Here is a 25,390-nt window from a genome sequence, read left to right on the forward strand (position 1 = left end):
CGACCAGCGAACGAGACCGATCTTCGCGTCGTGACGCTGATCAACATCGATTCAGCAGATCGTGTTAGGAGCTCTTAGTGTCCGATGATCTTAGTTGAAGTCTAGGGCGGTGGTTGGCTTGCTAATGCATCGAGGGGTCAGGACGGATTGACCATGTACTTGTTGGACGCCTAAGTGCCCACAGCCGATAGCATCAACGGTCTGGGCTAACCAGTCTGGCCTCGGCCGCATGGGAGCGTAGGGATGACGAACAGCGTACCGTCTGGACAGTCCGATGAACTTCCCCGCGAGATGCGTGGACTCTCGTTGGTGCGGAGCTTGAAAGGACCGCTCGACCACGCCGTCGCATGGTCTGCGGACGGCTCCGTCATGGCGGCGGCCGGCGTACCTATCTTCATTTGGCGAGGTCGCCGTAAGCCAGTGCAACTTTTACTGGACGACACCCAACCGCCACTTTCCTTGTCGTGGCATTCAACGCGTCCCTCGCTTTTAACAGCCGCAGCAGACATGCCCGTCCGCCTATGGGACGTAGATGCTAGCGAACCCAAACTAATCTGGGAACTTGACCTTGATGCGCGGGTTGCACGTTTCTCAGCCGATGGCCGTTGGATCGCTGTGGGAACCGAGAGCGGCGTTGTCAGTGTTTGGGACGCTGAAACCCGAAAAGAAGTTGCTCGACATGGCGTCCATACGGCCCCGATCCATAGTTGTTGCTGGCTTCCCGACGGAACGAGAATTGTCACGTCCAGTAGTGACGGCGTAGTAGCTATCTCGGACGCGGCTCTCAATAGGCCTCGGCGTCTCCGAGTCTCATCGGACTCTGTCTTCGCCGTTGATGCGTCTAATGACGGGAGATGGATAGCCTGCACTGACGCGAGTGGAGCGATCCACATATTGAACGCCGTATCGGGTGCTACGCGATTTGTCTTGGAGGGCCATACGGATGTTGCACATGCGGTCCGATTCTCGCGTGACAGCAGGTTTCTAGCCTCAGCCTCAAACGACAACACCGTCCGAATCTGGCGCTGCAGCGACTGGGAGTGCGTATCCTGGTTTACTCGGGTGGCCATTCATGGCATCGGTGGACTCGATTTCCATCCTGGAGGTCGGCTGTTAGCATCAAAGGATATCGGCAGGGATCGGCTAGACATTTTCGAAGTGGATTTCGAGGCATTGTCGACGGTCGGCGTGCAAAACGGGTCGAGCCGCTATGTGAATGCTAAAGTGATGCTCCTTGGAGATACGGGGGTCGGTAAGTCTGGGCTTGGACTTGTACTAAGCGGCCAGGAGTACCGAAAGACCGACTCGACCCACGGCCGGAACGTATGGACCTTCGATGTGCAACAGGTAGAAACATCAGACACGGGTCGTCAGACTCGGGAGGCATTGTTATGGGATTTGGCTGGCCAGCCCGGATATCGTATTGTCCATCAGCTCCACCTCAATGAGGTAGCCGTTGCGCTTTTTGTATTCGACTCTCGAAGTGAAACTGATCCATTCGCAGGCGTGAGGCATTGGGTGCGCGCGTTGACGCAAGCACGCCGGCTGGAAGGATACGAAAACACGCCCATACGGGGCTATCTCGTTGCCGCTCGGGCTGACCGTGGCGGCGTATCGGTCACTAAGCACCGCGTACAAGCGATGGTTGACGATCTAGGTCTCGACGGCTTTTTCGAAACGAGCGCTAAGGAAGGTTGGCTTGTTACCGAATTGATTGAGGCGATCCGCGGTAGGATCGAGTGGGATTACCTACCCATGGTTAGCTCTAGCCAGCTATTTGACTCAATCAAAAGCTTCCTACTAGATGAGAAGCAACAGGGGCGAGTCCTGTCAACAGGTAACGATTTATTCCGTTCGTATCAACTGGCCGTCGCCGGAAGTGCCAACGATGGAGGCATTCGACCAAACTTCGAGACATGTATCGGGAGAGTGGAAAGTCGTGGGCTCATTCGTCGGCTACAGTTCGGGGACTATGTTTTACTTCAGCCAGAGCTGTTAGATGCATACGCCAGCGCAATGGTGCAGGCCGCAAAAGACGAGCCAGATGGTCTGGGATTCATCGCAGAACGGGACGCCTTGGCGGGTAACTTTCGGCTTTCGCAAGATGAACGTGTCGGCGACCCAGTTGTTGAGAAGTTGCTGCTCATTGCCACAGTCGAAGAACTCCTACGTTACGAAATTGCTTTGAAGGTTGTGACTGACGATGGCGTTGACATAGTATTCCCGTCGCAGTTCACTCGCGAGCGACCGGACGCGCCCGACATCCCTGGCAAGGAAGTCACCTTCGAGTTCGACGGCCCATTACAAAACGTGTATGCGACGCTGGCTGTTCGATTGTCCCACTCAACGATATTCACCCGCCGGGCGATGTGGCAAAATGCGGCATCTTATTCAGCGACGGGTGGCGGTGAATGTCGGATCCTGTTACGCGAGGTCGAGGAGGGGCGCGGCGAGCTCACTCTATCTTACGACGACCAAGCTACGCCTGCCGTACGGCGGCATTTTGAAGCGTATGTAGACGGGCACCTTCAGCTGCGCGCCATCCCCAATAGCGTAATCGTGCGTCGAGTTCATGCTTGCCCCGCATGCGGGTACGCGCTACCGGATGAGGTAGTCCAGCATCGGCTTAGCCGTGGGCTCTTGACGGTGACATGCCCCATGTGTGACCGAAGCGGCATCGCGCTGGGAGCAGCACATTCAATCGGGGATGACGTACCGGCTGGTGTCATCGCCAGTATGAATAGAAGTGCTGACCATAGCAGAGACCGAGATGTTGCTTCGACGCGACTGAAAGGCAAGATCGAAACGGGTGACTACGACGTCTTTCTGTGTCACAATTCGAGGGATGCCGAACAGGTTATGCAGGTTGACCAAGCGCTAAGAGAACGAGGTATCTTGCCATGGACTTTTCAGCGTGAAACGAAGCCCGGTACGCGCTGGCAGCCGGGCTTATTGCAGCGCCTGAAGTCGATAAAATCGGCCGCTGTCTTTGTAGGCCCAGGTCGAAGTGGGCCTTGGCAGGATATTGAGGTTGAGACCCTCCTTCAAGAATTTACGAAACGGAATCGCCCGGTTATCCCCGTTGTTCTTCAAGGCCGAAAAGGGAATCCAAGGCTGCCGGCCTTTCTCGGCTTGTGGTACGCAGTCGACATGCGTGTAGCTGATCCAAACCCGATTGATCAACTCGTCTGGGGGATTACGGGGGACCGGCTTCTAAATCGGTCAATCGAGCATGCGCGATGGTAGAACAAGACCGAAACCTGTAACGTACGCAGTGGCGAAGAAGACGGGTATCCATTGCCAAGGTGCGTTAGTGGTCAGTACTTGGATTGATCTTTTCCCGCGCCCAAGGCGTCCCATTCAGTTCGGCAGTATGGCGAGGCCGGCAGCCTTTCTTCGAGGGCGCCGACAACTGTGACCAGCGGCCAGACCTCGACTCGCTGTCTCGTGCCGCACTCGATCGGCAACCCAAGGCTCTCGACCCGCCCCAGCCCGCCCCTGACGACCCGGAACAGACGCTGCTCACAGCGCTTGCTCAAGCACCCGACGACGGTCTGACCGTGCCGGAACTGATCGAGCTGACCGGCATGCGACGCACCTGGGTCTACGACCGGCTCCAAGCCCACGCCGCTGCCGGCCGAGCCCGGCAAGTCACTCGCGGACGCTGGCGCGCCTGACCCGATCGTCCGCGCGGACGTCCGTCCGCTCGCGCGCGTCTGCGCCGATCAGCGCGCGGACGGACGGGCGGACGGACTATCAAGAGGCGAGAGAGTGGTGGCGGTAGCGGTCGTCGGGATCACCGAACTCGAACCCGTTCTCGTCCATCGCGTTGTAGATCGTGAGCCACGTCGGCGGCATGTCCAGACCGATGGCGATGCTGCCGCTCGCCATGTCGCCCGCTCCACCAGCCCACTGCAGCAACACCACACGCTTCAGCATTTGCCCCGCCAACGCGGCGAGCTGAGGCATGGCATCCGGGCGCCACACCAGATCGAAGAGCGAATCCTCGCTGTCCTCCTCGATCGCTCGGGCGGGGTCGACCGTGTTCCAGGTGATGCAAAGATCGTCGAACTTCTGGTGGTCAATGCTGACGATCTCGTCACCGAAGTCCAGCAGCACGGGAGCGTCGGAGAACCACTCATCGGCGTTGCGGTCCCAGACCACCCAAACGTGGCGCAGCGTGCGACCTGCCAGCCGTGCGAGGCGTTCACCGTGGACGGCGGCGACGCTGTCCCGGCCATTGAGCCAGTGCGGTTCGTAGTCCTGGATGCCGAAGCGAGTCATGATCCAGATTCTGACGATCAACGATAGGAGCAGGCACCTGGATTACCGAAGCAGAGGGAAAGGAGGTACAGCCATCACGATGCAGGAGCCCAATGACGAGAAGAGACACCGCAGCATACGCACGTGCCAGACACCGGAAATTGAGAATGGCCAGCTCAAGACGTCCCTAGACGTTCCACGCTCGGATGCCGCCGCAGATGTGCTGTGGCGCATCATCGACCAAGCCCGGAAGACTCGGCAAGCATGAGGTTCGCCTTCTACGGACGCGTGTCGACCGAGGACCAGCAGGACCCGCAGGCATCGAAAGCCTGGCAGCTCTCCCACGCCCGCAGCCTGATCGACCCGGCAGGCGGCGAGATCGTCGCCGAGTTCTTCGACATCGGGCTCTCCCGGTCACTGCCATGGAAACGGCGCCCCGAGGCGTCCCGCCTGCTCGACGAGATAAAGAGCGCGGGGCGCGACTTCAACGCTGTAGTGATCGGCGAGCCGCAACGCGCGTTCTACGGCAGCCAGTTCAGCATGACGTTCCCGGTCTTCGTGCACTACGGCGTCGGCCTGTGGGTGCCCGAGGTCGGCGGCGCCGTCGACCCCGGCTCCGACGCCCACGACCTCGTCATGGCCCTCTACGGCGGCATGAGCAAAGGCGAACGCAACCGCATCAAGATCCGCGTCCGCTCAGCGATGCGGGCGCAAACCGAGCTGGAAGGCCGCTATCTCGGCGGACACCCGCCCTACGGCTACCGTCTCACCGACGCCGGCCCGCATCCCAACCCCGCCAAGGCGGCCCAAGGCAAACAACTGCACCGCCTCGACCGCAACCCGGTCACCGCACCGGTCGTGAAGCGCATCTTCACCGAATACGTCGCCGGGCGGGGCATGACCTCGATCGCTCGCGGTCTCACTCAGGACGGCATCGCGTGCCCGTCCGCCTACGACCGCGCGCGCAACTCACACCGCAGGGCCGAGGTGTGGGAGACCACCGCGATCCCGAGCGGATGACGCAAGACCAACTCGACGCCATTGCCGCAGCCTTCAAAGACCTGCTCAGGCTGATCCAAGGGGCAGACCCCCCGCGACCGAGCCGAGCTGTACAGCCGCATCGGCCTGCGAATGACCTACCTACCAGGCCAGAAAACACTGAAGGCCGAGGTCGTCTCCGACGACTTCGGCCGTGTGTATAACGTGTGTCCGAGGCCCAACACTCGAGATGCGCACACAAAGATCGCAGCTCGGGAGCTGGTTCTGGTAGCGAGGTGACGGCGCATCTAGGGCAGGCCGTCCTCGCCTCAGCAGATGCCCTACTTAGAAGTCTGTCACCCTCCAATCGACCGGTCGCCCTTGCAGATCGCGTAGCACTACCAAAGACTTCACCTTGGCGACACGAGAAACTGCTGAGCTGATTCCTTCCTGCGCGGATGCGTGAAGCTTAGTTGCCTTCGGCTTTCCCTCGCCAATCTCACGAAATCGAACACCGTCGTGATCCAAAAAGGTAATTCTTACGTCGCGAGCGACATTAACGAGTTTACTGTTAGGGTCTGAGGCTGCATTGCGTCCACAAATAAGAGAAACTGCGCGGCAGAATATCGCATCGAAGGCCAAGGCGGCCGAGAGTAGATCATGTGGGAGTTGCTTAAGGTCTGCGATACTGACGTCTGCGGCGGGGGAATGTGCGGCTTCATTTCGCTGCGCGAGCAGTTGGGAGATTCTTTCACGTAAGCCCAACGCGCCATAGCCAACTCTCCTGGCAATTTCTGAAAGTTGGACCCACGGAGCATCCACGACAACAGCCTTCAGTGCCCGCTCCAAATCTTCACCGGTTAGGTTCGTTCTTTCCGGCGTGAACGTAAGAGGCGAGAATCTATATGTGCTGGTAGATGTTGAGTGGACAAAATCTGCGTGCTCTTGGACAAACTTCATGCGTAAGGGCGGATCTTCGAAGCCTGCCCTGAAGTTCATTGCACGGACGGCCCCAAGGGTCGCGGCTTCCTTCAGCTTATCGGGAAGCATCCTGAACGAAATCTTCGTTCCGTCGAGAAACGCAAGTGCCTCGGCTGTGCGCGTGACGAAAAAATCCTCGAACGCAGAGTAGGATACGGCGGCTAAGCCGTTCCGCAGTAGACGAGCAGGATCTCGCTCAGTCGTGACCGGACTTGTCGAAACAAGATCTTGGGAATCGGTGGCCTCGAGCAGAGCCGCCATGCGGTCAACAAAGACCTGCCGCGATCGGTTCGGAACCATTTTCTAGCTCGCACCCCGGAGGACTTCTTGGAGCCTTTTGATGCGATACTTTACACTACTTGGTGTATTGGTTCCGCTGCGAACAGATTTTTCGAGTTCTGCGTCATCCAAGAAAGCACGCTTCGTTCTTTCGACCGTTTCATCTGCGGCATTGATAGCGCGACTAAGCTCTGAATCATCGAGGGTATCAACAGCCACCATTTGGGCGTCGTACATGCCCGCTAAGGTCTGATCCCTCCAGCTGTCTTCTCCTGTCGGCCGCTTGAACGCCAGGGTGCCCCATACCGCTTCACATCCAAGAAGTGCGCGCTTAAATCGCCGGTCGAGGTCCCGCATTTCATCGTTGCTAGCATTTTCATTTTTCTCCATGAAACCGTCCATGGTTTTGGCCAGACTTCCAGAGAATCGACTCCAACTTTCACGCAAGGCGAAAAATCGAAGCACATACTCAGCGTCAGTCATCGATGCATAAGCTGCCGACTTTACGTTTACGATCTTGAGCTGGGCCTTCAGGAACGGCTGCTCAGCAAGTTCATAAATGAGGTCGTTGAGGGCGCCCCTGAAGATTACATTCCTTACCTCCTGGGGTTCGAGGCGTTCTCCGCCAGTGTTCAGGCGGCGGAAAACCTCATATTTAAGTTCATTGTCGCTCTGCTTGAGCAAAGTGACGACCCGCAGGTATGGCCGCACGGTCAGCGTCTGCTGTAGCTCTTGAGGGAGTTGTTTGAAAGACCGGCCAGTTAGTTCTTTTAGCTCCTCTAATGATGCAAGAGAGAATCCTCCTGAAAGGAATCGGTAGATAGCAGTTATACGCTGCTTGCCGTCAATGACGCTATATTGTCCATATTCATCCTCGGACAAATAGACCGGAGGTACGGGGATGTTGATTAGAAATGACTCAATCAACGCGGATTGCTTGTCGACGCTCCATCGTTCTCGGCGCTGGTACTTCGGCTGGATGTCGATAGCGCCTGCTTCAACCATGCCGGCTATCGCTTGTAGAGGAAGGTCCGACATCTGAAGAACTAGACTTTGCTGTGCTTTCTTGAACTTCTCGAGTACCCGATCATCGCCCTGCACTGCTTCTCCAGACTTGTTCGACAGCTGCGCCGCTACTCTATATGGAGATGAGATTTTGTTCTACAAACCGCGATCCGCGCGATTCTTAAGAACCCGCGCTACACCGGCCACCAAGTGCGACACCTCGCCCGTACTGACGAAGTCCTCCTCGACGTGGACGACGTCGCCTTGGGCCACGAGAACCGCCATCGATGGAACGACCCCAGCCAGTGGGTGTGGTCCCGAGAGCCGTCACACACGCCGCTGATCAGCACCGACTGTCGTACGGATCAGTTAGAGATCACGGCTTCTCGGAGTGGTGACGATCCAGGCAGCCCGCTGCGGTGTGACGAGTAGGCTGAGCACCGGATCGGTGAGCAGCGTCGTCGGCGCGACACGCACGGGGTCGTCGCTGCGCCACCGTGGCACCGCAGCACCCACGACTGACCAGGCTTCGTCAGTATCGCCTGAGCGGACGAGTCCACGGACCTGCTCGGGTGCTGCGGTAAATTCGGGCGGATCGGACGGTATCGGCACGCCGCCGATCTCACCGAGTCCTTAAGTCGTGAGCCGCTGAGCCCATGCGCCCAGTTCACGCCGAAGAAACAGCGGCATAAGTTCGGCACGGACGCGTTCGGCGCTGACCGCCTCGACCACTGCGGGTGCGCCAGCACATCATCGCGGATTTTGTTGTGCACCTGGGGCCGCAAGAACGCTGCCATGACTACCTCAAGGTCGAAGGGCTGCGTCGGAGCTCGGCTCGACCGGCGACGGTCATGAGGTTTGTCGACGAAGACCGTGACCGCTTCGCGGTCGCGCTCCTACTAAGGGTCCTGAACATCGCCGAGTCGACCTACTACCAGTGGGTCAAGCAGGCTGAGCAGCCCTTCGGACCGGGACCTGGTCGACCTCCGGCTGATCTCCAAAATCTATGAGATTTGGGAGGCGTCCGGGTTCACCTACTGCGCCGACCGCGTCCACCGGCAGTTACGCCGCGACGGGATCCGCGTCAGCCGCAAACGGGTCGAGCGGCTGATGGCGGCTCAGGGCTAGCACGGAGCGCTCCTGCGCCATGGCTGGCGCGACGGCTCAACAAAGCAGGACTCGCAGCACACGCCCGCACCGGATCTGGTAAACCCGAGTTCACTACGGCGGGCCCGAACTGGCCGTGGGTGCCGACGCCACCCCGGATCCCGTGCGGTGAGGGCGTGTTCTGGCTGGTAGCCGTCCGCGACGTGCTCTCCAGCCGCATCGTCGGTGGAAAACCTCGGCCAGAATGTGAAACCGACCTGATCCTGGCAGCCCGCGAGTACGGCACCCGTCCCTCGAAAAGCGCGCCGGCGAGCCGGCGGTGGATAGAGCGGTGTTCTAGGCTCGCCAACTGACGAATCACCTGTCAGGAAGACCTGGGCTAGGGCCCTGCTCAGAGCGATGAGGGCCTAGACCTGGGGATCCACGAAAATGTCGTACCTCGGTGGCACACTGCCGCGACCACCCCGACCCGAGAGCGAGCCATGACGGTCTCTGACAACCGTGTGATCAACGTCCAACCTCACCCACGCCTGCTCGGCATCCTTGGCGACATCGAGTTCCAACCGTGGCAATGCTTGGCCGAGTTGATCGACAACGCGCTCGACGAGTTCCTTCGGCATCCGGTCGGGACGAGCGAGGAGCCGCCGAGGATCGCCATCTCCCTTCCCAGTAGGAAGAGCACGTCGAGAACCGGCGAAGTCTGGGTCCAGGATAACGGACCGGGTATGACGCTGGAACAACTTAACAACGCCCTACGTGCGGGTTGGACAAGTAATGCCCGATACGGACGTCTTGGCCTGTTCGGTGTGGGCTTCAATATCGCTACAGCCCGCCTTGGCCGAGTAGCCCAAGTTCGGACAGCTCGCCGTGAAGATCCTTATTGGACCAGCGTTTTAATCGACCTCAGGGCCATGGAGGCTGGCGGGCATTTTGACCTTCCGGTATCGGAGGAGCCTAAAGAGGCTCCGGATGACCATGGTACCGAGGTGGTGATCAGGGACCTCAAACCTGAGCACCACGACACGCTCAGTCGTCAGCAGAGCAAGATCAAGGCAACGTTGGGTGACGTGTATAGCTACGTCCTCCAAGAGCGCAACATCCAGATTTTGGTTGACGGTGAGGCGATCAAGGCCCGGCGGGCGTGTGTTTGGGGCGAAGATCGCTTCGTCGTGAGAAGCAACGAACGCATCCCGGCGATCATCCATGTAGATGAAAAGCTCACGGACCGGGCTGCTTGCCAGGATTGCGGCTTGTGGCAGGACTCTGGCGCGGAGGGCTGTGAACAGTGCGGTAGCCAGCGCCTGGAGGTGAGAGAACGCCGCATCTGGGGCTGGCTGGGTATCCAGCGTTACCTGCACAAAAGTGACTATGGCATCGACTTCCTGCGCAATGGCCGCAAGATCCTACTCAGGGACGTGCAGATGTTCCGTTGGGTGGACCCAGACGACCCGTCTGGTCGCGGTGAACAGGAGTACCCGATCGAGGTGCCCGGCACGGGCCGCATCGTCGGCGAGATTCACATTGACCATGTCCGCGTCAACTACCAGAAGAATGCCTTCGAGTACGACACGCCGGAATGGAAGAAAGTCGTTCACGTCCTGCGTGGTAAGGGACCACTTCGCCCAAAGATCGCCAAGGACTTGAACTACCCCACGAACACTAGCCCACTGGCCCGTCTGTTTAATGGTTATCGCCGGAATGACCCTGGTCTAAACTACCTCATTCCGGCTGACGACAGGCGTGCCATCCACGAAAAGGCCAAGGAATGGGCTGATCTCTTCCGGAAAGGTGTTCCGGAATACCAAACAGACGAAAAATGGTACGAGGCTGCCAAGCAGTTCGACCAGCCCAAGCCGCCCCCTGCCGTCTCTCCCGGACCTGAGAGCGATCCTCGCGACATTCTCAGCGACAAGGGACTGCTCCCCCCCGCCGAGCCGGAAGGCAGACCCAGTAACCCGCCTCGGCCCAAACCGCCGCGGCTTGAAACCGAGGATGAGCGCCGCGCCAGATGGCGGGCCGCCGGGATCCGTATGCCGGATATGGAGGCCAAGTACGGCCTTCCTGGCCACGGCGCGGCTCTTGACGTAACGGTTTGGATCACCCGCGGCGAGCAGCTATCAAAGCCGAATTCCACCGAGCGACTGCCCGTCTATGTTGGTGCCGGCCGGGGGGCGCAGGTGGAGGTGTTTGTCGACGGCGACCATCCGGTTTTCGTTGACTTCGCCGTCGACACCCGAGACCTCATAGTGATGGAGCTAGCTGAGTTTCTCCGCGTACGTGACAACAGCGACCAGAATCTGTCCGTACTCTTCTACGAGATCAAGCAGCGTTGTCTGCCCGACCACAAGACAACCGGCCCCTTCATCCGCGAGAACGCCTCTCGCCTGCTCAGCCGGGTTCGCGACGCCATGCTCCCTGTGATTGCTGGCAACGCCACAGGCTATTGGTCTCACATAGACCGGGAGAGCCAAGACGCAGCTCAGCGAACGTTCGCCGTAGAAGGCGGAACGGACAGTTGGAAGGACATTCTCGCCACCGGCGAGTGGATCAGCTACGTGCCAGCGTCAGCGCTGGCACGCCTGCTGCAGCACAAGCCGGAGGCGTTCATGGATGGAACGGTGTTCCGATCCGAATTTGCCGGTCTCACCGATCAGGTAGCACGCAGATTCGCAGCCGAGCGAATCAGCGATCTTGTCGCCGATGTAGCTGTCTTGGCCGAACGCGGTACTCGACGCAGCACGGAGGAGCTACAGCGCGGCCGCTTGTCCTGTCTACTCCTGGAGCAGGAGCTGTCCTTGCCAACGGAGGTGCCCGAATGACGACATCCTTCATGTCGCCGCGCAACCTGCAAATCAATGGGCCTCACCGTTTCACTCGTCAGGTCGAGCGGCTGCTTATGCAGCTTGGTTTCCAGAACGTCGTCAACATCGATGGCTCGGGTGATAGAGGTGGAGATCTTCTTGGGGAACTCCATGGCCAGCTGTGGGTTTTCCAGTGCAAGTGGCGCAGTCGAGGGCCGGTCCCACGCGCAGGCGTCGACGAGGTGAGCGCTGCACAAGATCATTATGGCGCGCGCCGAGCTGTTGTGGTTACCAATACCCGTCCCAGTTCCGACGCTGAGCAACGAGCCCACGTGCTCCAACGCATCGGCCGCCGAATTGACTTTTGGTCCGGCAACGACCTGCAGTCCTTGCTCGCCAGCGCCGGCGAATGCCCCGAACTGGTTCTGCGGGACTACCAGGATGCTGCGGTATCGGCGCTATGGGCCGATCTCCAGGTCCGGAGGCGGGCACTGCTCGTTCTCGCCACGGGACTGGGTAAGACGGTCGTGGGCGGAGAAGTCATCCGCCGCTTCATCGCCGAGAATCCCGGCAAAGACGTCTTGGTAGTCGCGCACACCAAAGACCTCGTGGGTCAGCTCGAACGAGCAATGTGGCGCCACCTGCCCAAGGAGACAAAGACTCAGGTCCTGACCGGAGACGAGAAGCCGGACGACTTGAGCGGGGTAACATTCGCTACCACGGCAAGCGCCCTTACAGCCGTACTAAAGGGGTGGACGCCCGGAATTGTAATGGTCGATGAAACTCATCACGTCGGCGAGGACGGCACGTATGACACTCTCCTCGAAGAGTTACGTGATACATACCAGTTTGGAGTGACTGCCACTCCGTGGCGTGGCGACAAATACGACATTGAGACCCGATTCGGGCCTGCCAGCTACAAGCTTGGCATTGAAGAAGGAATGCGCCGTGGGTACTTGGCCACTGTTGACTACCGCCTCTTCGTCGACAACATCGACTGGGACGTCGTTCGAGATGTGAGCCGACATCGGTACTCAATCCGGGAACTCAATAGCCGACTCTTTCTCACGCAACGAGATGAAGCAGTCATCGACGCGTTGATGACTGCGTGGCATAACGTCGTACAGCCGCGAGGAATCGTATTCTGTCAAACAATCGAGCACGCCGAGCGCATGCAGCACCTTCTTCGCCAGATCCCTGAGTGGCGTACTGCGGCAGCGCTTCACACCAACATGCCTAAACGGGAAGCCCAACAGCGTCTGCTGGATTTCCGAGCAGGCCGCGTCCCTATTCTCGCTGCCGTCGACATTCTCAATGAGGGTGTGGATGTCCCAGATGTAAACATATTATGCTTTGCACGCGTGACACACAGTCGCCGAATCTTCGTCCAGCAGCTGGGCCGCGGCCTCCGTCTTCGTGCCGGCAAGAATTCCGTCTTAGCTTTGGACTTCGTCAGCGACATCCGACGTGTTGCCGCCCTACTCAATCTACGCCGCCAGCTTGACGCCGAAGATATTGAAGTTCTTCCCAAAGTTGCGCAAACACATATTTCCTTCAGCGACGTCAAGGCTGAAAGCTTGCTTGAACAGTGGATACTTGACGCGGCAGATCTTGAAACCAGCAATGATGAAGCTCGACTTCAGTTCCTCGATCCGGACGTGTTGCCCTCATGAGACGAGAGACGCTTCTTCCTGCCCAGCAGCACGACAGCGTAGTCGAGGCCTTATACGCCGACGCAAATGAACGTGGCTGGGAAAGCATTCCACTGCATGAACGAAGCCAGGTCTACGGACAGTGGATTGAGGATCCTGCAATCGGCGGGGTGCTGTGCAGATATATGTCAGCTGACGCAGCAAGATCTTGGATCAAAGACGGACCCATGAAGGAGTACTCTCGCTACCTTCGAGGTACCGGGCGATACGCGCGTTTCGGAACTGGTCCCGCGGTAACAACGAAAGACATCGTGAATGCGGCCCTTGGGTCTAAGTCCACTGTCGTGGCTGGAAGTGAGGGCGTCAAGCCATCACATTGCCGCGCAGAAATTCAAGGGCGAGAGGTGTATGTAACGTGGGGCGCGCCCCGGAATTTCCGGAATCTGCTATGGGCGGCGTTGCGTAACGCCGTGGACGGGGTGGAAGCCCACATCGTTGTAATGGAGCCCGCTGGCAAGGTCTTGTCTGCGGAGGAGAAGGAACTCCATATGATGCTCTCGGACCGGTGTCGGGTGCAGGTGCATCATATGCGGGAGCGTCTAACGCCGCGTGTACCTCGGCAGGCGAGGTCATGAGCCGCGACCCATCCATCACCTCCCGGATTATGTCGGCAGTTCCCAACCGGAACACCCGTGTCGAAATTCTACTTCGGCATGAACTTCATCGGCGAGGGCTTCGATACAGGCTACGATCAGCCCTCCTCGGGAAGCCAGACATCGTCTTCCCGACCGCGCGTGTCGCAGTGTTCGTTGACGGTGACTACTGGCACGGAAACACCTGGCGTTTGCGCGGATACCCGAGCTTGGAAGCCTACCTCTCCACCGTCTCTAACGGAGAGTTCTGGTACGAAAAAATTTCAAAGAACATTTCACGCGACCTAAAGGTAAACGAAGAATTGACCGCCGAAGGCTGGCAGGTGCTGCGCATCTGGGAATCGGATATCCAATCGTCATTGCAAGCGGCAGCCGACTTTGTCGAAGGATCAGTCAGAAATCGCCAGCCTCGAGTGACGAAGGCGAGTCCGGCATAATGACGTCAAAACCTCACCTGCAATCAGTTGAGCTTTTCGCTGGCGGCGGCGGCATGGCCATCGGCTTTACGAACGCAGGCTTTGAGCATCGAGCGCTCGTTGAGTGGTGGGCGCCTGCAGCGCGCGTTCTGCGTCACAACGCCGAACTAAAGCCGGAGCTGTGGAAGCCCGACCAGGTAATCGAGCAGGACGTACGCCAGACCTTTGAGCGGCTAGCCCAGTGCGGCCCCATTCAGCTTGTCGCTGGTGGTCCTCCATGTCAACCGTTCTCGTTTGCGGGCGCACATGCTGGCGATAGCGATGTTCGCAACATGTTCCCTGCTGCGCTGGAGGTAGTACGCCGGCTCCATCCGAAGCTCGTTGTTTTCGAGAACGTTCCTGGTCTCACGAGGCCCTCTTTCGCGCCTTACTTGGACTACGTCAAAGATCAGCTCAGGCATCCAGAGATTGCCCCTAGAAACGATGATGAACTCTGGAGCGACCACCATCAGCGTATCCGGGCCAACAAATGTGACGAGACATACCGCGTCTATCAAGACGAGATTAATGCGGCCGACATCGGAGTGCCGCAGACCCGACGTAGGATTTTTCTGGTCGCTATACGGGCGGACGTCGCCGGCGCGGATACTTGGGGAGGAATTGAGCGTGGCTATGCCCGTGACGTCCTGTTGCACGATCAGTGGGTGACGGGGGAGTATTGGAAGCGTCACAATATTGCTGCGCCCCAAGGACCCCCAAGGCAATTGGCCGGGCACGTCGAGCGAATCAAACGCGTGGGAATACCTGACCTGCAGCCTTGGGTTACTCTGCGAGACGCACTACTAGAGGTTCCTGAACCTTTCGTTAAGCAGCCTGAGGAAAGTGACTGGCCGAATCACGTTGCTATTCCCGGAGCGCGTGTGTATGCCAAGCACACCGGAAGCCCGCTAGACCTGCCGAGTAAGACCATCAAGGCAGGAGTGCATGGCGTTAGTGGCGGCGAGGCAATGCTTCGTAAACTTGATGGTTCGGTTCGCTACCTGTCGGTACGAGAAGCTGCTCTAGTTCAGGGATTTCCTCGAGATTACGAATTCCCAGGACCTCGAAGTCGGGTCATGGGAGTAATTGGCAATGCCGTAGCGGTCAAGGTTGCCGAGGTGGTTGGGTCTGCGCTGCGGGCACACACCGGTCTGTAAGTTCGGATGACTTTGAAGGGGTCTGCGTTGGTGTCGCGCGGACCCCACTGGATCGGCAGCACGAGCATTTACCAACGACTCGTTAGTTCAAAGGAACTATCTGCAACATGTCCTTGATTTTGACAATTGCCCTCACGCGGATCCGACCGACGAAGCTGTAGACAGCTTTCGTATAGGTGGCGACCACCTTGCCGTTGACCAGGAACTGCACCCACGCGATACCGTTAGGGTCGCTGGCTGCGGCGGTGTGCGGGCTGCCACGGTCAGTTTCGTGCCCCTTGTTAGTGTTTCGTGAATGTTGCCGCTGGCGCGGTGTTGTCGATGGTGACGGCGCGGTGGACCACGGTGCGATTGTTGGCTCTTGTCGATGACGTGCCAGACCACGTTGTGTCGGTCGTTGCGGTGGCGGGTGGAGTTGTCCTGTGGCGCCAGGCCTTGAACGTCACGCTGGCCGGGCAGCGACAACGGGCTTGTCGTTGTCGACGGTGTGCTCGCTGACGTTGCCGAGCAGGTCTTTCGCGCGGATCTTCATGGTCGCCGGGCCGTTCGGGATTCGTTCTGCCAGGTGAAGGTCGCGCGTTGGTTGTCGAGGAAGATAGTTGCGCAGACCCGTGCAAACGCTCCGCCACCATCACGGTAGTCGACCAGTGCGAACGCCGTTCTCTGAAGGCCGGTCTGTCGCGGGCCGGCAACTGGCGCATCAACTGGATTCTGCACATCATGGATCTTCCCATGGCCACGGACATGCGCGCTGACGACGTCCTTTTCCAGGCGCCCGCCGTCGGCGACAAGTGATCAACGATTACGGTGGCGGATCGACGTTGCCACCGTCATCGCGTGATATGACCGCGGTGACAGGTCACTCTACTCGTGCAGTTCGCGGGCGCTTGGCGGTGCGACGGAACCGTTCCCGAGTCCGACGGCGTTCACAGCGCCCAAGGATCTGCGTTCCTGACCGTGCGGATGCGTTCTTCGCCGAGGAGTAGATAGACGTCGTCCCTGTCGGACTCGATGCGCGGATGTGGCGTCGTGTCCGGCTCGCCTGTGTTCGCGCACGCCCACTCTGCGGTGAGGTCGTCCAGGAGCGCGCTCCGCGCGGCGATCGCTTCGCGAGCCAGCCCTCGCAGTGCTCCCGCGAACACGGCAGCGAGCTGGTGGGTGTGTTGGTCGGCTCCGGTCTCGGTGCGGGGCCAGTCCAGAAGCTCCGTGAGGCCTTGACGTAGTAGCACCAGGAGTAAGGCCTTCGCGCTCGTCAGCCCGCGCCCTCCGGACTTGAACGGTGTGAAGGTTTCCTCACCTGAGACGATTGCTGTCACGCGGTCCAGATTTGCCGTGATGACGCTTGCAGTCACCTCATCCGCTTGGATAAGGCCATGGACGCGGTGGATTACCGTTGAGGGGTCCCAGGCCTTTTGTACGTCGGCCGCCATGAGCGTTTCGAGGATCGCCGCTGCAAGGTTCCGCTCGGCGTCCTGCATGCCGGTGTCTCCTGAGGGGAGTAGCGACATTATTCGTTCGTTGGAGTCGAGTGCGCTGGCCTGTAGGGTGCCGGCGGCCTTTCTCAGCGTCTGCGGATCGCCCGCAGACGCGACGGCAGCCGACAGCGCTCCTCGCCTCCGGTCGATCAGATTCCATGTCGAAGCGTCACGTGGCGTCAGCGACTCACTGTCGTCGGATGACGTGACTGCTCGGGTCACGTCGTCGCGGGTCACCGATCCGGTGAATAGATGTGGCGTGACCTTGAGTAGATGCTCATGAGGGTAGATGTTGCGGTATCTGCGTGCTCGATGTTCTCGTAGGCTGGTGTCGCTGGGCATATGAATTGCGCTGACCGCAGACATCGGGATGGCGTCCGCGAAGTCGACACGGGCTTGCGGCATCGCTGTGACTACGGTTGAGAACTCCAGCAGGGCCGGACCTGAACGGACCCGGGCCGACACGAGGTCGATCAGCTCGGGGGCGGGCGGTTCGCTCAGGACGGGGACACGGCCCGGGCAGAGTTCCAACAGGTCAGGGTAGTACTTCGGGAAGAAGTCTCGTGAGCCGATGATGCGGCTGCTGAGTATTGCGTTGAGGTTCATACGGTTGGTCAGCACGTATCGGCTGTGGAGCGGACCGGCGTCGGTGTCGGGCGGGTTCACGACAGTGGATTCACCTTCGCGTCAGAATCGTCTTAGGGATGTCGCGAACCAAGGGCGGCTCGGTGTCGCCGGTGTAGGACAGGTAAAGCTCGTTGCGGGCCCGTGACGTCACGACGTAGAAGCGCATGCGGATCGCTGCGCTGGTGACGTCGTGTGAGGCCGTCTGCAGCTCCGGCACGAACAGCGTGTCGAACTGTAGCCCTTTCAGGCTCGCGAAGTTGATGATCTTTACGCCGGTTGTGGAAAAGTCGAGGAGACTGTGTCTGGAATCGCCGGAGACGTACGTCTCGACGGGCACCTTGCGATGTGTGAGCTGGTTGAGCAACTTGATCTGCAGTCGCTTGGTCGGAACCGCGATGCCGATGCGGCGGTTGCTGTGTGTTCTCACGTAGTTAGCGACGTCTTCGACGAAGCCATGATCCGTTTGGTATTGGGTCAGTACGGGACCGGGGCGCCAGCTGCGGGTGGGCAGACCGGGTATCCCGGTGGGTGTGCCGGCGTAGAAGTGCCGAGCCAGTTTGGCTATCTCGACGCTGTTGCGGTAGTTGCGGCGCAGGGTGACGTGCCGGATCGCTCCGATCGCGGTCTCGATGTCTTTGAGCGTCGTGTTCTCGTCGCGTAACTGCTGGTTCTCGTCGGCGAACACGGTGATGTTCGCGCAGATCCAACGGGTGAGTTGGTAGAAGCTCAGGGGCATGTCCTGGCCCTCGTCGACGAGGAGGTCGTTGAGCGCTCCCCGCTCGGGTGGGGCGGTGACGAACTGCGAGATCATCGCCGCCCAGTCGTAACTCCACTCGTCATCGCCGAGTTTAGGAGGTCGGGAGTGGTAGTGCTGTCTCCAGAGAGCACCAAGCCAGCGGTGGAACGTTTCGACGTTATCTTCGATACCCAACTCTGCGGCGTGCCGCTGTGTGTACTGCTTCAACACGTTGTTGAACATGAGGATGGACGGGGACCGGTCGTCGATGGTCAGCGCCTCTGCCCGGTAGAGCGCCATCACCGACTTGCCGCTTCCCGGCGGCCCGCTGACCAGGAAGTTTCCGTCGAGCGGCAGATTGTAGATCTCGTCCTGCTCCTCGGAGAGGTCCTCGTAGCTGGGCAGTTCGTCGTTCGTGTCGGTCACAGGTGTCCGCTGACCTCACTGCTGGCGGCACTGAGCGCCGCGTCAACGACAGGCTTGAAGAAGCCCGGGAACGTATCGGACCCGACTAGCACTATGCGGTCAAGCAGGAAGTTGCCGCACTCGCAGCTTGTCTCGGAGATGAGCGAGCAGGCGTGGCAGGCGGCGTAGTTCAAGCTGTTCAACGAGGTGGCGCGGTTCTCGCCGCACAACGGATCCGCAGAACACCAGGTGGCGTCCTGCAAGGCCTCCAGCATGGTCCTGGCCAGTCGTGGCGGCTCGCCTTGTCGGACCAGGCCGCCCAGTGTCCCCTCGGAGTCGCCGGCAGCGGTGTAGATCAGAATGCCCGCCTGCTGCTGGTTTCCGTCCTGAGCGGCAGTGCGGGCATAGACGCGTTCACGCAGAGACGCTGCGGAGTATCCCGATTCGAAGGCGAGTCTGCGGATGAGCTGGTGCGCCAGCGAGTGCAGGACCAGGTATCGGGGTGTCAGGCGCGGGCCGGTCTTGTCCCTGAAGCGCGCGGCCATAAAGGAGGAGTCGATGCGCTGATCCAACTCCTGCACCCGTTCGATGACCTGCTCGTCCTCCTCCCATACGGCGAGGCGCTGCTCCTCCAGGCTGACGAAGATCCCTTCGCCCCGCGCCTCGACGGCGGGCAGCCACTTGAGGCCCTTGCCGAGGTCGACTCGGATGAAGCCCTTCGGCTCGGGTTTGACCCGGTGGAATCCCTGCAGTGCGCGCACCTCGCGCAGGCGGTCGGCCACGACCACCTTGTCGATCCGGTCGGCGAGGGTGTTGAAGACGGTCCCGGAGTCACCGGTGCCTAGGCCGACGTGGCGGGTCTTGAAGTCCTCGTCCTGCTCGGCGTCGTCGGCGAATGGGGTGACGAAGGCCGCCCATTCCTCGCCGAGCAGGTCGCCGGGTTCAGCGGAGACGGCCGTGCCGCGGCCGGCCTCCTGCGCCTTCTCGTCTCGGACCAGGGCTCGGACGAACTCCGCTGTGACACCGTGGCTATCCACCAGCGTCTGCACGATGAAATCAAACTGGGGCGACTCCTCGTTGACGCTGAGCAACGGCCGATACCAGTCGCTGTTCTTGATCTCAAGGCCCTTCTCTTCGCCCGCCGCGGCGAGCGAGGTGTCGGGCACTTCGATGCTGCTGTGCACGGTGGGGTAGTAGACATTGCTGGCGCCGCGTTGCACTGCCACCGGAACCCGGTCGCACTCCTGGGCGTCTTCGAACCGCTGCCAGGGCTGCCTGCCGGGGCAGGGGCCGAGTGCCTTGGCAGCCTCGGGTGATCCGATGCCCAGTAGGTTGCGTCCGCGGGTGCAGGTGCGGCATTCGACGCGTAGTGTCTCCAGGCCGCCTGCGCCCTGTCCGGAAAGCGTCTTGAAGACTAGACGGTCCTGTTCGCAACGTCCTTGGGTTGCGTCGGTCGGTGCGCTGGAGTGCGCCCACCGTTTCCAGTCCACGTCGCCGAGATGGCCGTTCTCGCAGATGAGGATCCAGCGCATGGGCACAAGTTGTCTCTTGCCGTCGCAGGAGGGGCACACCGGCACCTTGCCTTCCTGCTCCTGCGATCTTTTCCACCGGATCATGTTCCTGCACTTCTGGCAGAACATCCACGTCGGGAAGCGCAGGTACGGAACACCGGCAGACGGTGGCGCCCACTTTCGCGATTCGGTGACGGGGGCCGCTCGTAGCGAGTCCACCTTCAGCGCGGCGCTGAGGCGGGGTGATCTGATGTTGTAGCCGCGGCTGCCCCAACGCCAGATGTCGCAGGCGACGAAGGACTCGCCGCGGTAGTCGAAGATCGCGCCGACACCGAACGGCACCAGTGTCTGTGATTGACGGATCTTAGGCATCACGACCTCCTCGGCTTGGTGCTGGCTGCCCCGCCCTTGAGTACGTCGATAGCGGATTGCCGGTCGACGTTGCGCATCGATCTCAGGGTCTTCCAGCCGCTGCTCTGGTGGAAGTCACAGATCAGGTTGATCTGTCCCTTGCCGTTATCGGAGTAGTAGAGCAGCTTGTTCTCGCGGGTGGCCTCCGCAGCGCGCTGCAGCCAGTCGTCGCGGAAGCGTTGGAGTTCGGTGCGGGCACGGGCGGCTTCGCGTGCTTCCACGCGTTGCGCCACGGCGACGATCTGTTCGATGTACTCGTCGACGGCGGCGCGGTGATGGACGACGTCGCCAGCCTTGCCGTCGGCGGCGAGTCCGAGATGGTGGCGCACCAGTATCACCAGCAGGGCGTGGAGAGCCCGGTCCCGCGAAGGCGGGGACCAGGGGGTGACACTGGTCGGTTCCACGAACCGGTACAGCGCCGAGTGGTACGGCAAGAAGTTCTCGTAGTGGGAACGGTCGCGCGGGCGGGTCGAGCGGAAGAGGCTAAAGACCAAACCTGGGTGCCTGTCGCGCCCGACCCGGCTGGTGGCCTGGATGTACTCGGCCGTGGCCTTCGGCTGGCCGTTGACCATCATCAGCCCGAGACGGGGCACGTCCACACCGACGCTGAGCATGTTGGTGCTCGCCACGAACTCCAGATGGTTGCGTTCGCGGAAGCTGCGGTTGAGCCGTTCCAACAGCTCGGGGCGTTGGGTGGCGTCGACGTTGGAGGTGATCTCTTCCACGCCGAACACGCGTACCGGGCGGTCCTTAACCAGTGCGGTCAGGCGGGATGGGACGTCGTCGCGTGCCATCGTCACGGTTCGGCCAAGCTCGCGCAGTGAGCTGTGGTAGGCGATTAGCGTCCAGTAGGCGTCTCGGACCTCGTCGGACAGTTCGAGGTCCATCGGCGCCTGCATCAGCGCGCTGACCGTGTGCACGGTAGCCGTGTCGGAGGTGTGTCCCTGCGCCATGAGTCCGACGTACAGGCGGCCGGGTTCGCTGGTGTCGGCGCGGGCGAAGTGCGAGTCGTCGGCCGACAGCCCCGACGGTGGGAACAACTGCACTGGCCGGCTGAACAGACCTCGGACCTGGTCGGAGGCGCGTCGAATCGTCGCGGTGCTCGAGATGACCTTCGGCAGCTGGCCGTCGCGTTCGCAGAGCAGTTCGATCGCTGACTCGTACAGTCCGACCGTCGTGCCCAACGGCCCGGTGAGCAGGTGGAGTTCGTCCTGGATGATGAGGCTGGGCGGCAGGGTGCTGTTGGGTCTGCCGAACAGTGCACCCGAGCGTGGTTCCCAGGCCAGTGCGGCGAACTTGTCCACGGTGCCGAGAACGAAGGTGGGTGGGTGTTCGTACAGGTCGTCGTCGACGACGTGCACCGGCAGTCCGGTGCGGAAGTCGCAGGAGGCGTTGGTGCACCAGAACCGGAAACTGGTATCGGTTGCCTGCACGCCGTAGTCGTCGAGGTCCTCGCTCCTGGTGCGCGGCAGGATCTCGGTGCCGCACCACGGGCAGCGTTCCAGTACCAGGCGGTCGTCGGGGCGTTCGAGATCTCTGAGTTCCTCGACGGCCTCGCGGGCCTGCGGGTAGTGGTTGGGTGTCATGTCTCCACCGACCCAAAGGCCGATGGAGATGGGGCTGTCGCCGAGCAGCTCGGGGTTCTCTGTGCGGATGCGTTCGCAGGCACAGATTGTGGTGGCGGCGCGCTGGAACTGCTGGGTGCTGAGCAGGGTCAAGGTGTAGCGGCTGATGACGGTGGTGCCGGCTCCCCGGTCGCCGTGTCGCAGCCGCCGGTGGAAGATCTCGAACGCGGCCATCAGCAGGTAGGCCTCGGTCTTGCCACCACCGGTGGGGAACCAGATGAGGTCGACGATGTCGCGTTCATTGTCCGGGTCCTGCTCGTCCGCCAGCCCGGTGAGTGTCAGCAGGGCGAACCCGAGTTGGAAGGGCCGCCACTGGGCGCCGGGCTCGTAGGAGTCCGGCAGGGTGTTCGAGGCCGACCGGCTGCGACGGGATCCGGCCAGATCGCGGCGGGAGTGGCGCATCTGACGCAGCATCGCCTCGTTGGCCAGCCGGAAGGCAAGCAGCACCTGGTCATCGCCGACCAGCAGGTCGGCACCGCGGGTCATCCGCTGCACTGCGGTGTCGATGCGCTCCAGGATGCGTTGCGCCGCACTGCGCTGGCGGGGGGTATAGAGCTTCTCGGCCGCTGAGCGCTGTTCGCGGGCGAACTCGCGGTACTCGTCGATGAACGCGGTCAGTTCGGTGTGCAAGTCCTGCTTGTCGCCGTCGCGGTCGGCGAGCCATGCGACGTCCAGTGTCCGACGTGCTCGAATGGTCCCGTCCGGCTCGGGTTTGGGTTTGGCGCTGACCTTCGCGACCTCGTGGGCCGGCATGACGTCGGAGGTGATGCAGCGCACCGGTGTCTGCTCGGGCCAGACCGCAGCGCAGCCGTGACCAATGGCGTAGGTGCGGGCGTCGCGGTGCTGCAGCCGGAGCTCGTCCTCCTCGAGGTCGTGGCTGAGCGTGGAGACCGACGGGTATTCGAGGATCTCGCCGTCGCCGTTGACCTCCACCTGGATGGCGACCTGCAGAAGCATCTTGTCCCAAAGCCGGTCGATGCGGGTGTCGCCGGGTGCCTCGGCAGCGTTCACCACCGTCACGGTTATCAGCGCGCCGCCGGCGACGTGGCGCCAGCGCACGTGCAGTTTGGCGCGATCGTTGAGGATCGAGGCGCCCGGCACGCTGCCCGTGATGGTCTCGTCAGCGGTTGGCAGGCTGTGACGCCGCCACAATCGGTGCTTCGGGCGTCGGGGATCCTGTTCAGGCCGCTCGGTCGGTTCAGGCAGTGGGTTCTGTGACGCCGCTGCGGCCACGTCGGCCGCGGGTCCCTGCAGGGTCTCGTACCAGGCCGCGTCGACACGCACCCGCAGGCTGCTGGCCGAGGTGTAGAAGGACAGGCCCTGGCTCGCCGGGAGGAAGTCGTTGGCGGCGATCACCGAGCTGTCGCTGAAGCGACTCTCCTCGTCGCCTGAGTCACTGGCGGCCAGCTCGCGCTGCTCGCCCTCCTCCTCGATGTAGCTCTCGGCGGCAACGCTGCGGGGGAACAGGATCCCCATGAGGTAGCGCCGGTTCGGTGGATCGGTGATCGTTTCGCCTGGGTCGGCGAACGGTCCGACGAGTTGGCGCCGGACGTATGCGAGAAACTGCTTGCGGACTTCGGTGTACGTCTCGCTCATCGAGGGGCCTTCCCCAAGGCTTGCATGGCTGCCGGTGAGTGTTCGGCGAACAGTTCACGGACCCGGTCGGAGGCGGCCGGGTCCACTGCGACCCAGAGCCCGGCGCGGGCGCGACTGAGGGCCACGTACAACTCGTCGAGGTGTTGTCCGGCTAGACCGTCCACGTCGATGACGCAGATGAACCGGTTCTCCAAGCCCTTGATGTCTTTGACGGAGGCCCAGGTCAGGTCCTTGCCCGGCCAGGCCGCGGCCCAGTCGACGTCCAGTACCCGGATCCTGCCGCGCCGTGCGTCGCGGAGCCGACGCGCGCTGCTGGTCTCCCAGTCACCGCGCAGCGACAGCAGTGTGACGTCACGTCCCGGCACGTCCTGCTCGTAGAGTAGGCGCAGGTGGGCTTCAAGACGGGCGATCTCCTCGCCCTGGTCGGCGCACGGCCGGAATTCGACCTCGGGTCCCGATCCCGCCACCGAAACCCCGATGTCCGCTCCGGTCAGTGCACGAGTCTGGAACGCGATCTGGGGCGTGTTTCGGCAGTTGTGGCGCAGCGTGGCCGGCACCGCGCCGGTGCCTCGCAACATCGCCAGCGCGTCCTGGTCGTACTCGTCGTACACGTGGGCCTGCCCGTTGGGGTCGAAGAACATCACCCAGCGGCCGCGCTCCAGACCGCCGTCGAGTACGCCGTCGAGGACGTCGAGATGCTCGAACGACATCAGGTCCTGTGCCTCGTCGACGATGAGGTGGTCGGCTCTGCCCCGAAAGCTGCCCAGGTCGTCGTAGGCGACCACGTGCACCCCGCTGCCGGTCAGCCGACCTTGCAGGTATGCGGCGAGGATCGGGCTGCGGCAGGTGAACAGGATCTCCTGGCCAGTGCGGCGGAATCGACGTGCCACCTCTGCGGCGAGATACGTTTTCCCGGTGCCGGCGCCGCCGGCGCACAGCACTCGCGGGTTGTCGATGATCAGGTCGAGGCGGGCGAACTGTTCGGCGGTAAGTCGGTCGAACGACGCGTCGAGCAGAGAGGCGCGGGCGGCCAGTCCCGGACTGCGATCGAAGTCGGGACGCAGTACGCCGAGCAGTTGTTCTCGGACGTCCTTGCGCATCGGGGCAGCTCCATGATGCTTGGCGACCCAGTACTGCGCCGCGCGGCGCAAGCCGTCGCGCAGCCCGTTGGCTCGGGAGAGCGGGCCGCGACCGATGTAGGTCTCCTCCGACCACTCGGCGCTGACCGGCAGGTCGACGTCCGGGGTGATCACCACGAAGCCGAACGGCACGTCCGTCAGAAGGTGCGGCGGCAGGCGCTCCTCCAATCGGGTGCGCAGTGCGTACATCGCGCTGCCCGCCTGCCCGAAGGGGCCCTCGCGGGACTCCCGGTAGTGACCGGCCCGGTCGGAGTAGCTCCAGATACCGTGTCGGCGTGCGACGCGGGCGCCTTTGACCTCGACGACCAGAACCACCGTTTCCATGATCAACAGGAAGTCGATCTCGGCTGTCAGCTTGTAGTCGTGCTCGGGCAGCAGCAGTGAGTGCAGTCCCACACCTGGCATATCCAGCGCTGCCAACGCCGCGTGGACCCGCAGTTCGGCGGTCGTGTTCAGATCCGAAGGCAATTCACGAGGGATCATCCGCAATTTTGTCGTACCCCTCGCTTATGTTTAGCCCGCCCGGGACGAAAA

16 protein-coding genes and 1 pseudogene are annotated in these 25,390 nt (G+C 61.3%); 9 read left to right on the forward strand and 8 right to left on the reverse strand.

Going from position 1 to position 25,390, the window contains the following annotated elements; translation table 11 throughout:
- Positions 1-507: 507 nt before the first annotated feature.
- Both AC0NH5_RS40480 and AC0NH5_RS40485 read left to right on the forward strand, forming a co-directional pair.
- Positions 508-1,011: pseudogene (locus AC0NH5_RS40480) on the forward strand (WD40 repeat domain-containing protein); the annotation flags it as partial.
- A gap of 51 nt (positions 1,012-1,062) precedes the next feature.
- Positions 1,063-3,246, forward strand: a complete 2,184-nt coding sequence (locus tag AC0NH5_RS40485) for a TIR domain-containing protein (protein WP_474413391.1) — start codon at positions 1,063-1,065, stop codon at positions 3,244-3,246.
- 510 nt (positions 3,247-3,756) lie between these two features.
- Here the strand turns inward: AC0NH5_RS40485 and AC0NH5_RS40490 are convergent.
- Positions 3,757-4,284, reverse strand: a complete 528-nt coding sequence (locus AC0NH5_RS40490; RefSeq protein WP_474413312.1) for a hypothetical protein — start codon at positions 4,282-4,284, stop codon at positions 3,757-3,759.
- Between the two features lie 204 nt (positions 4,285-4,488).
- Between AC0NH5_RS40490 and AC0NH5_RS40495 the strand changes: the two genes are divergently transcribed.
- On the forward strand, positions 4,489-5,283 hold the full coding sequence (locus tag AC0NH5_RS40495) for a recombinase family protein (protein ID WP_474413314.1): 795 nt from the start codon (positions 4,489-4,491) through the stop codon (positions 5,281-5,283).
- A gap of 303 nt (positions 5,284-5,586) precedes the next feature.
- On the opposite strand, the gene AC0NH5_RS40500 is transcribed toward AC0NH5_RS40495, so the two are convergent.
- Positions 5,587-6,483 (reverse strand): HEPN domain-containing protein, encoded by an 897-nt coding sequence (locus AC0NH5_RS40500; protein ID WP_474413315.1) that lies wholly within the window; start codon positions 6,481-6,483, stop codon positions 5,587-5,589.
- A gap of 42 nt (positions 6,484-6,525) precedes the next feature.
- Positions 6,526-7,602 (reverse strand): DUF262 domain-containing protein, encoded by a 1,077-nt coding sequence (locus tag AC0NH5_RS40505; protein ID WP_474413317.1) that lies wholly within the window; start codon positions 7,600-7,602, stop codon positions 6,526-6,528.
- A gap of 897 nt (positions 7,603-8,499) precedes the next feature.
- Between AC0NH5_RS40505 and AC0NH5_RS40510 the strand changes: the two genes are divergently transcribed.
- From AC0NH5_RS40510 to AC0NH5_RS40535, 6 genes are all read left to right on the forward strand, one after another.
- Positions 8,500-8,634, forward strand: a complete 135-nt coding sequence (locus AC0NH5_RS40510) for an IS3 family transposase (protein ID WP_474413393.1) — start codon at positions 8,500-8,502, stop codon at positions 8,632-8,634.
- A 461-nt stretch (positions 8,635-9,095) separates the two neighbouring features.
- Positions 9,096-11,432 (forward strand): ATP-binding protein, encoded by a 2,337-nt coding sequence (locus AC0NH5_RS40515; protein WP_474413319.1) that lies wholly within the window; start codon positions 9,096-9,098, stop codon positions 11,430-11,432.
- Positions 11,429-13,087, forward strand: a complete 1,659-nt coding sequence (locus AC0NH5_RS40520; RefSeq protein WP_474413321.1) for a DEAD/DEAH box helicase family protein — start codon at positions 11,429-11,431, stop codon at positions 13,085-13,087. The genes AC0NH5_RS40515 and AC0NH5_RS40520 overlap by 4 nt, the downstream gene beginning before the upstream one ends.
- A 610-nt stretch (positions 13,088-13,697) precedes the next feature.
- Positions 13,698-14,156, forward strand: a complete 459-nt coding sequence (locus tag AC0NH5_RS40525) for a very short patch repair endonuclease (protein ID WP_474413323.1) — start codon at positions 13,698-13,700, stop codon at positions 14,154-14,156.
- Entirely contained in the window at positions 14,156-15,331 is a 1,176-nt protein-coding gene (locus AC0NH5_RS40530; protein WP_474413325.1) for a DNA cytosine methyltransferase, read from the forward strand. Before AC0NH5_RS40525 ends, AC0NH5_RS40530 begins: the two co-directional genes overlap by 1 nt.
- 579 nt (positions 15,332-15,910) lie before the next feature.
- Complete coding sequence (locus tag AC0NH5_RS40535; RefSeq protein ID WP_474413327.1) at positions 15,911-16,126, forward strand: hypothetical protein; 216 nt, start codon at positions 15,911-15,913, stop codon at positions 16,124-16,126.
- A gap of 131 nt (positions 16,127-16,257) precedes the next feature.
- On the opposite strand, the gene AC0NH5_RS40540 is transcribed toward AC0NH5_RS40535, so the two are convergent.
- Genes AC0NH5_RS40540 through AC0NH5_RS40560 form a run of 5 tightly spaced genes read right to left on the reverse strand, consistent with a single transcriptional unit; the run spans position 16,258 to position 25,339 of the window.
- On the reverse strand, positions 16,258-17,472 hold the full coding sequence (locus AC0NH5_RS40540) for a hypothetical protein (protein ID WP_474413329.1): 1,215 nt from the start codon (positions 17,470-17,472) through the stop codon (positions 16,258-16,260).
- A gap of 10 nt (positions 17,473-17,482) precedes the next feature.
- Positions 17,483-18,595, reverse strand: a complete 1,113-nt coding sequence (locus tag AC0NH5_RS40545; RefSeq protein WP_474413331.1) for a DEAD/DEAH box helicase — start codon at positions 18,593-18,595, stop codon at positions 17,483-17,485.
- Entirely contained in the window at positions 18,592-20,457 is a 1,866-nt protein-coding gene (drmB, locus tag AC0NH5_RS40550) for a DrmB family protein (RefSeq protein ID WP_474413333.1), read from the reverse strand. The genes AC0NH5_RS40545 and drmB overlap by 4 nt, the downstream gene beginning before the upstream one ends.
- Entirely contained in the window at positions 20,457-23,717 is a 3,261-nt protein-coding gene (locus AC0NH5_RS40555) for a helicase-related protein (RefSeq protein WP_474413335.1), read from the reverse strand. Before AC0NH5_RS40555 ends, drmB begins: the two co-directional genes overlap by 1 nt.
- Positions 23,714-25,339, reverse strand: coding sequence for a nuclease-related domain-containing DEAD/DEAH box helicase (locus AC0NH5_RS40560; protein WP_474413337.1), 1,626 nt, complete (start codon positions 25,337-25,339; stop codon positions 23,714-23,716). The genes AC0NH5_RS40555 and AC0NH5_RS40560 overlap by 4 nt, the downstream gene beginning before the upstream one ends.
- Positions 25,340-25,390: the final 51 nt, after the last annotated feature.

Source organism: Actinoplanes sp. 13, assembly GCF_056134165.1.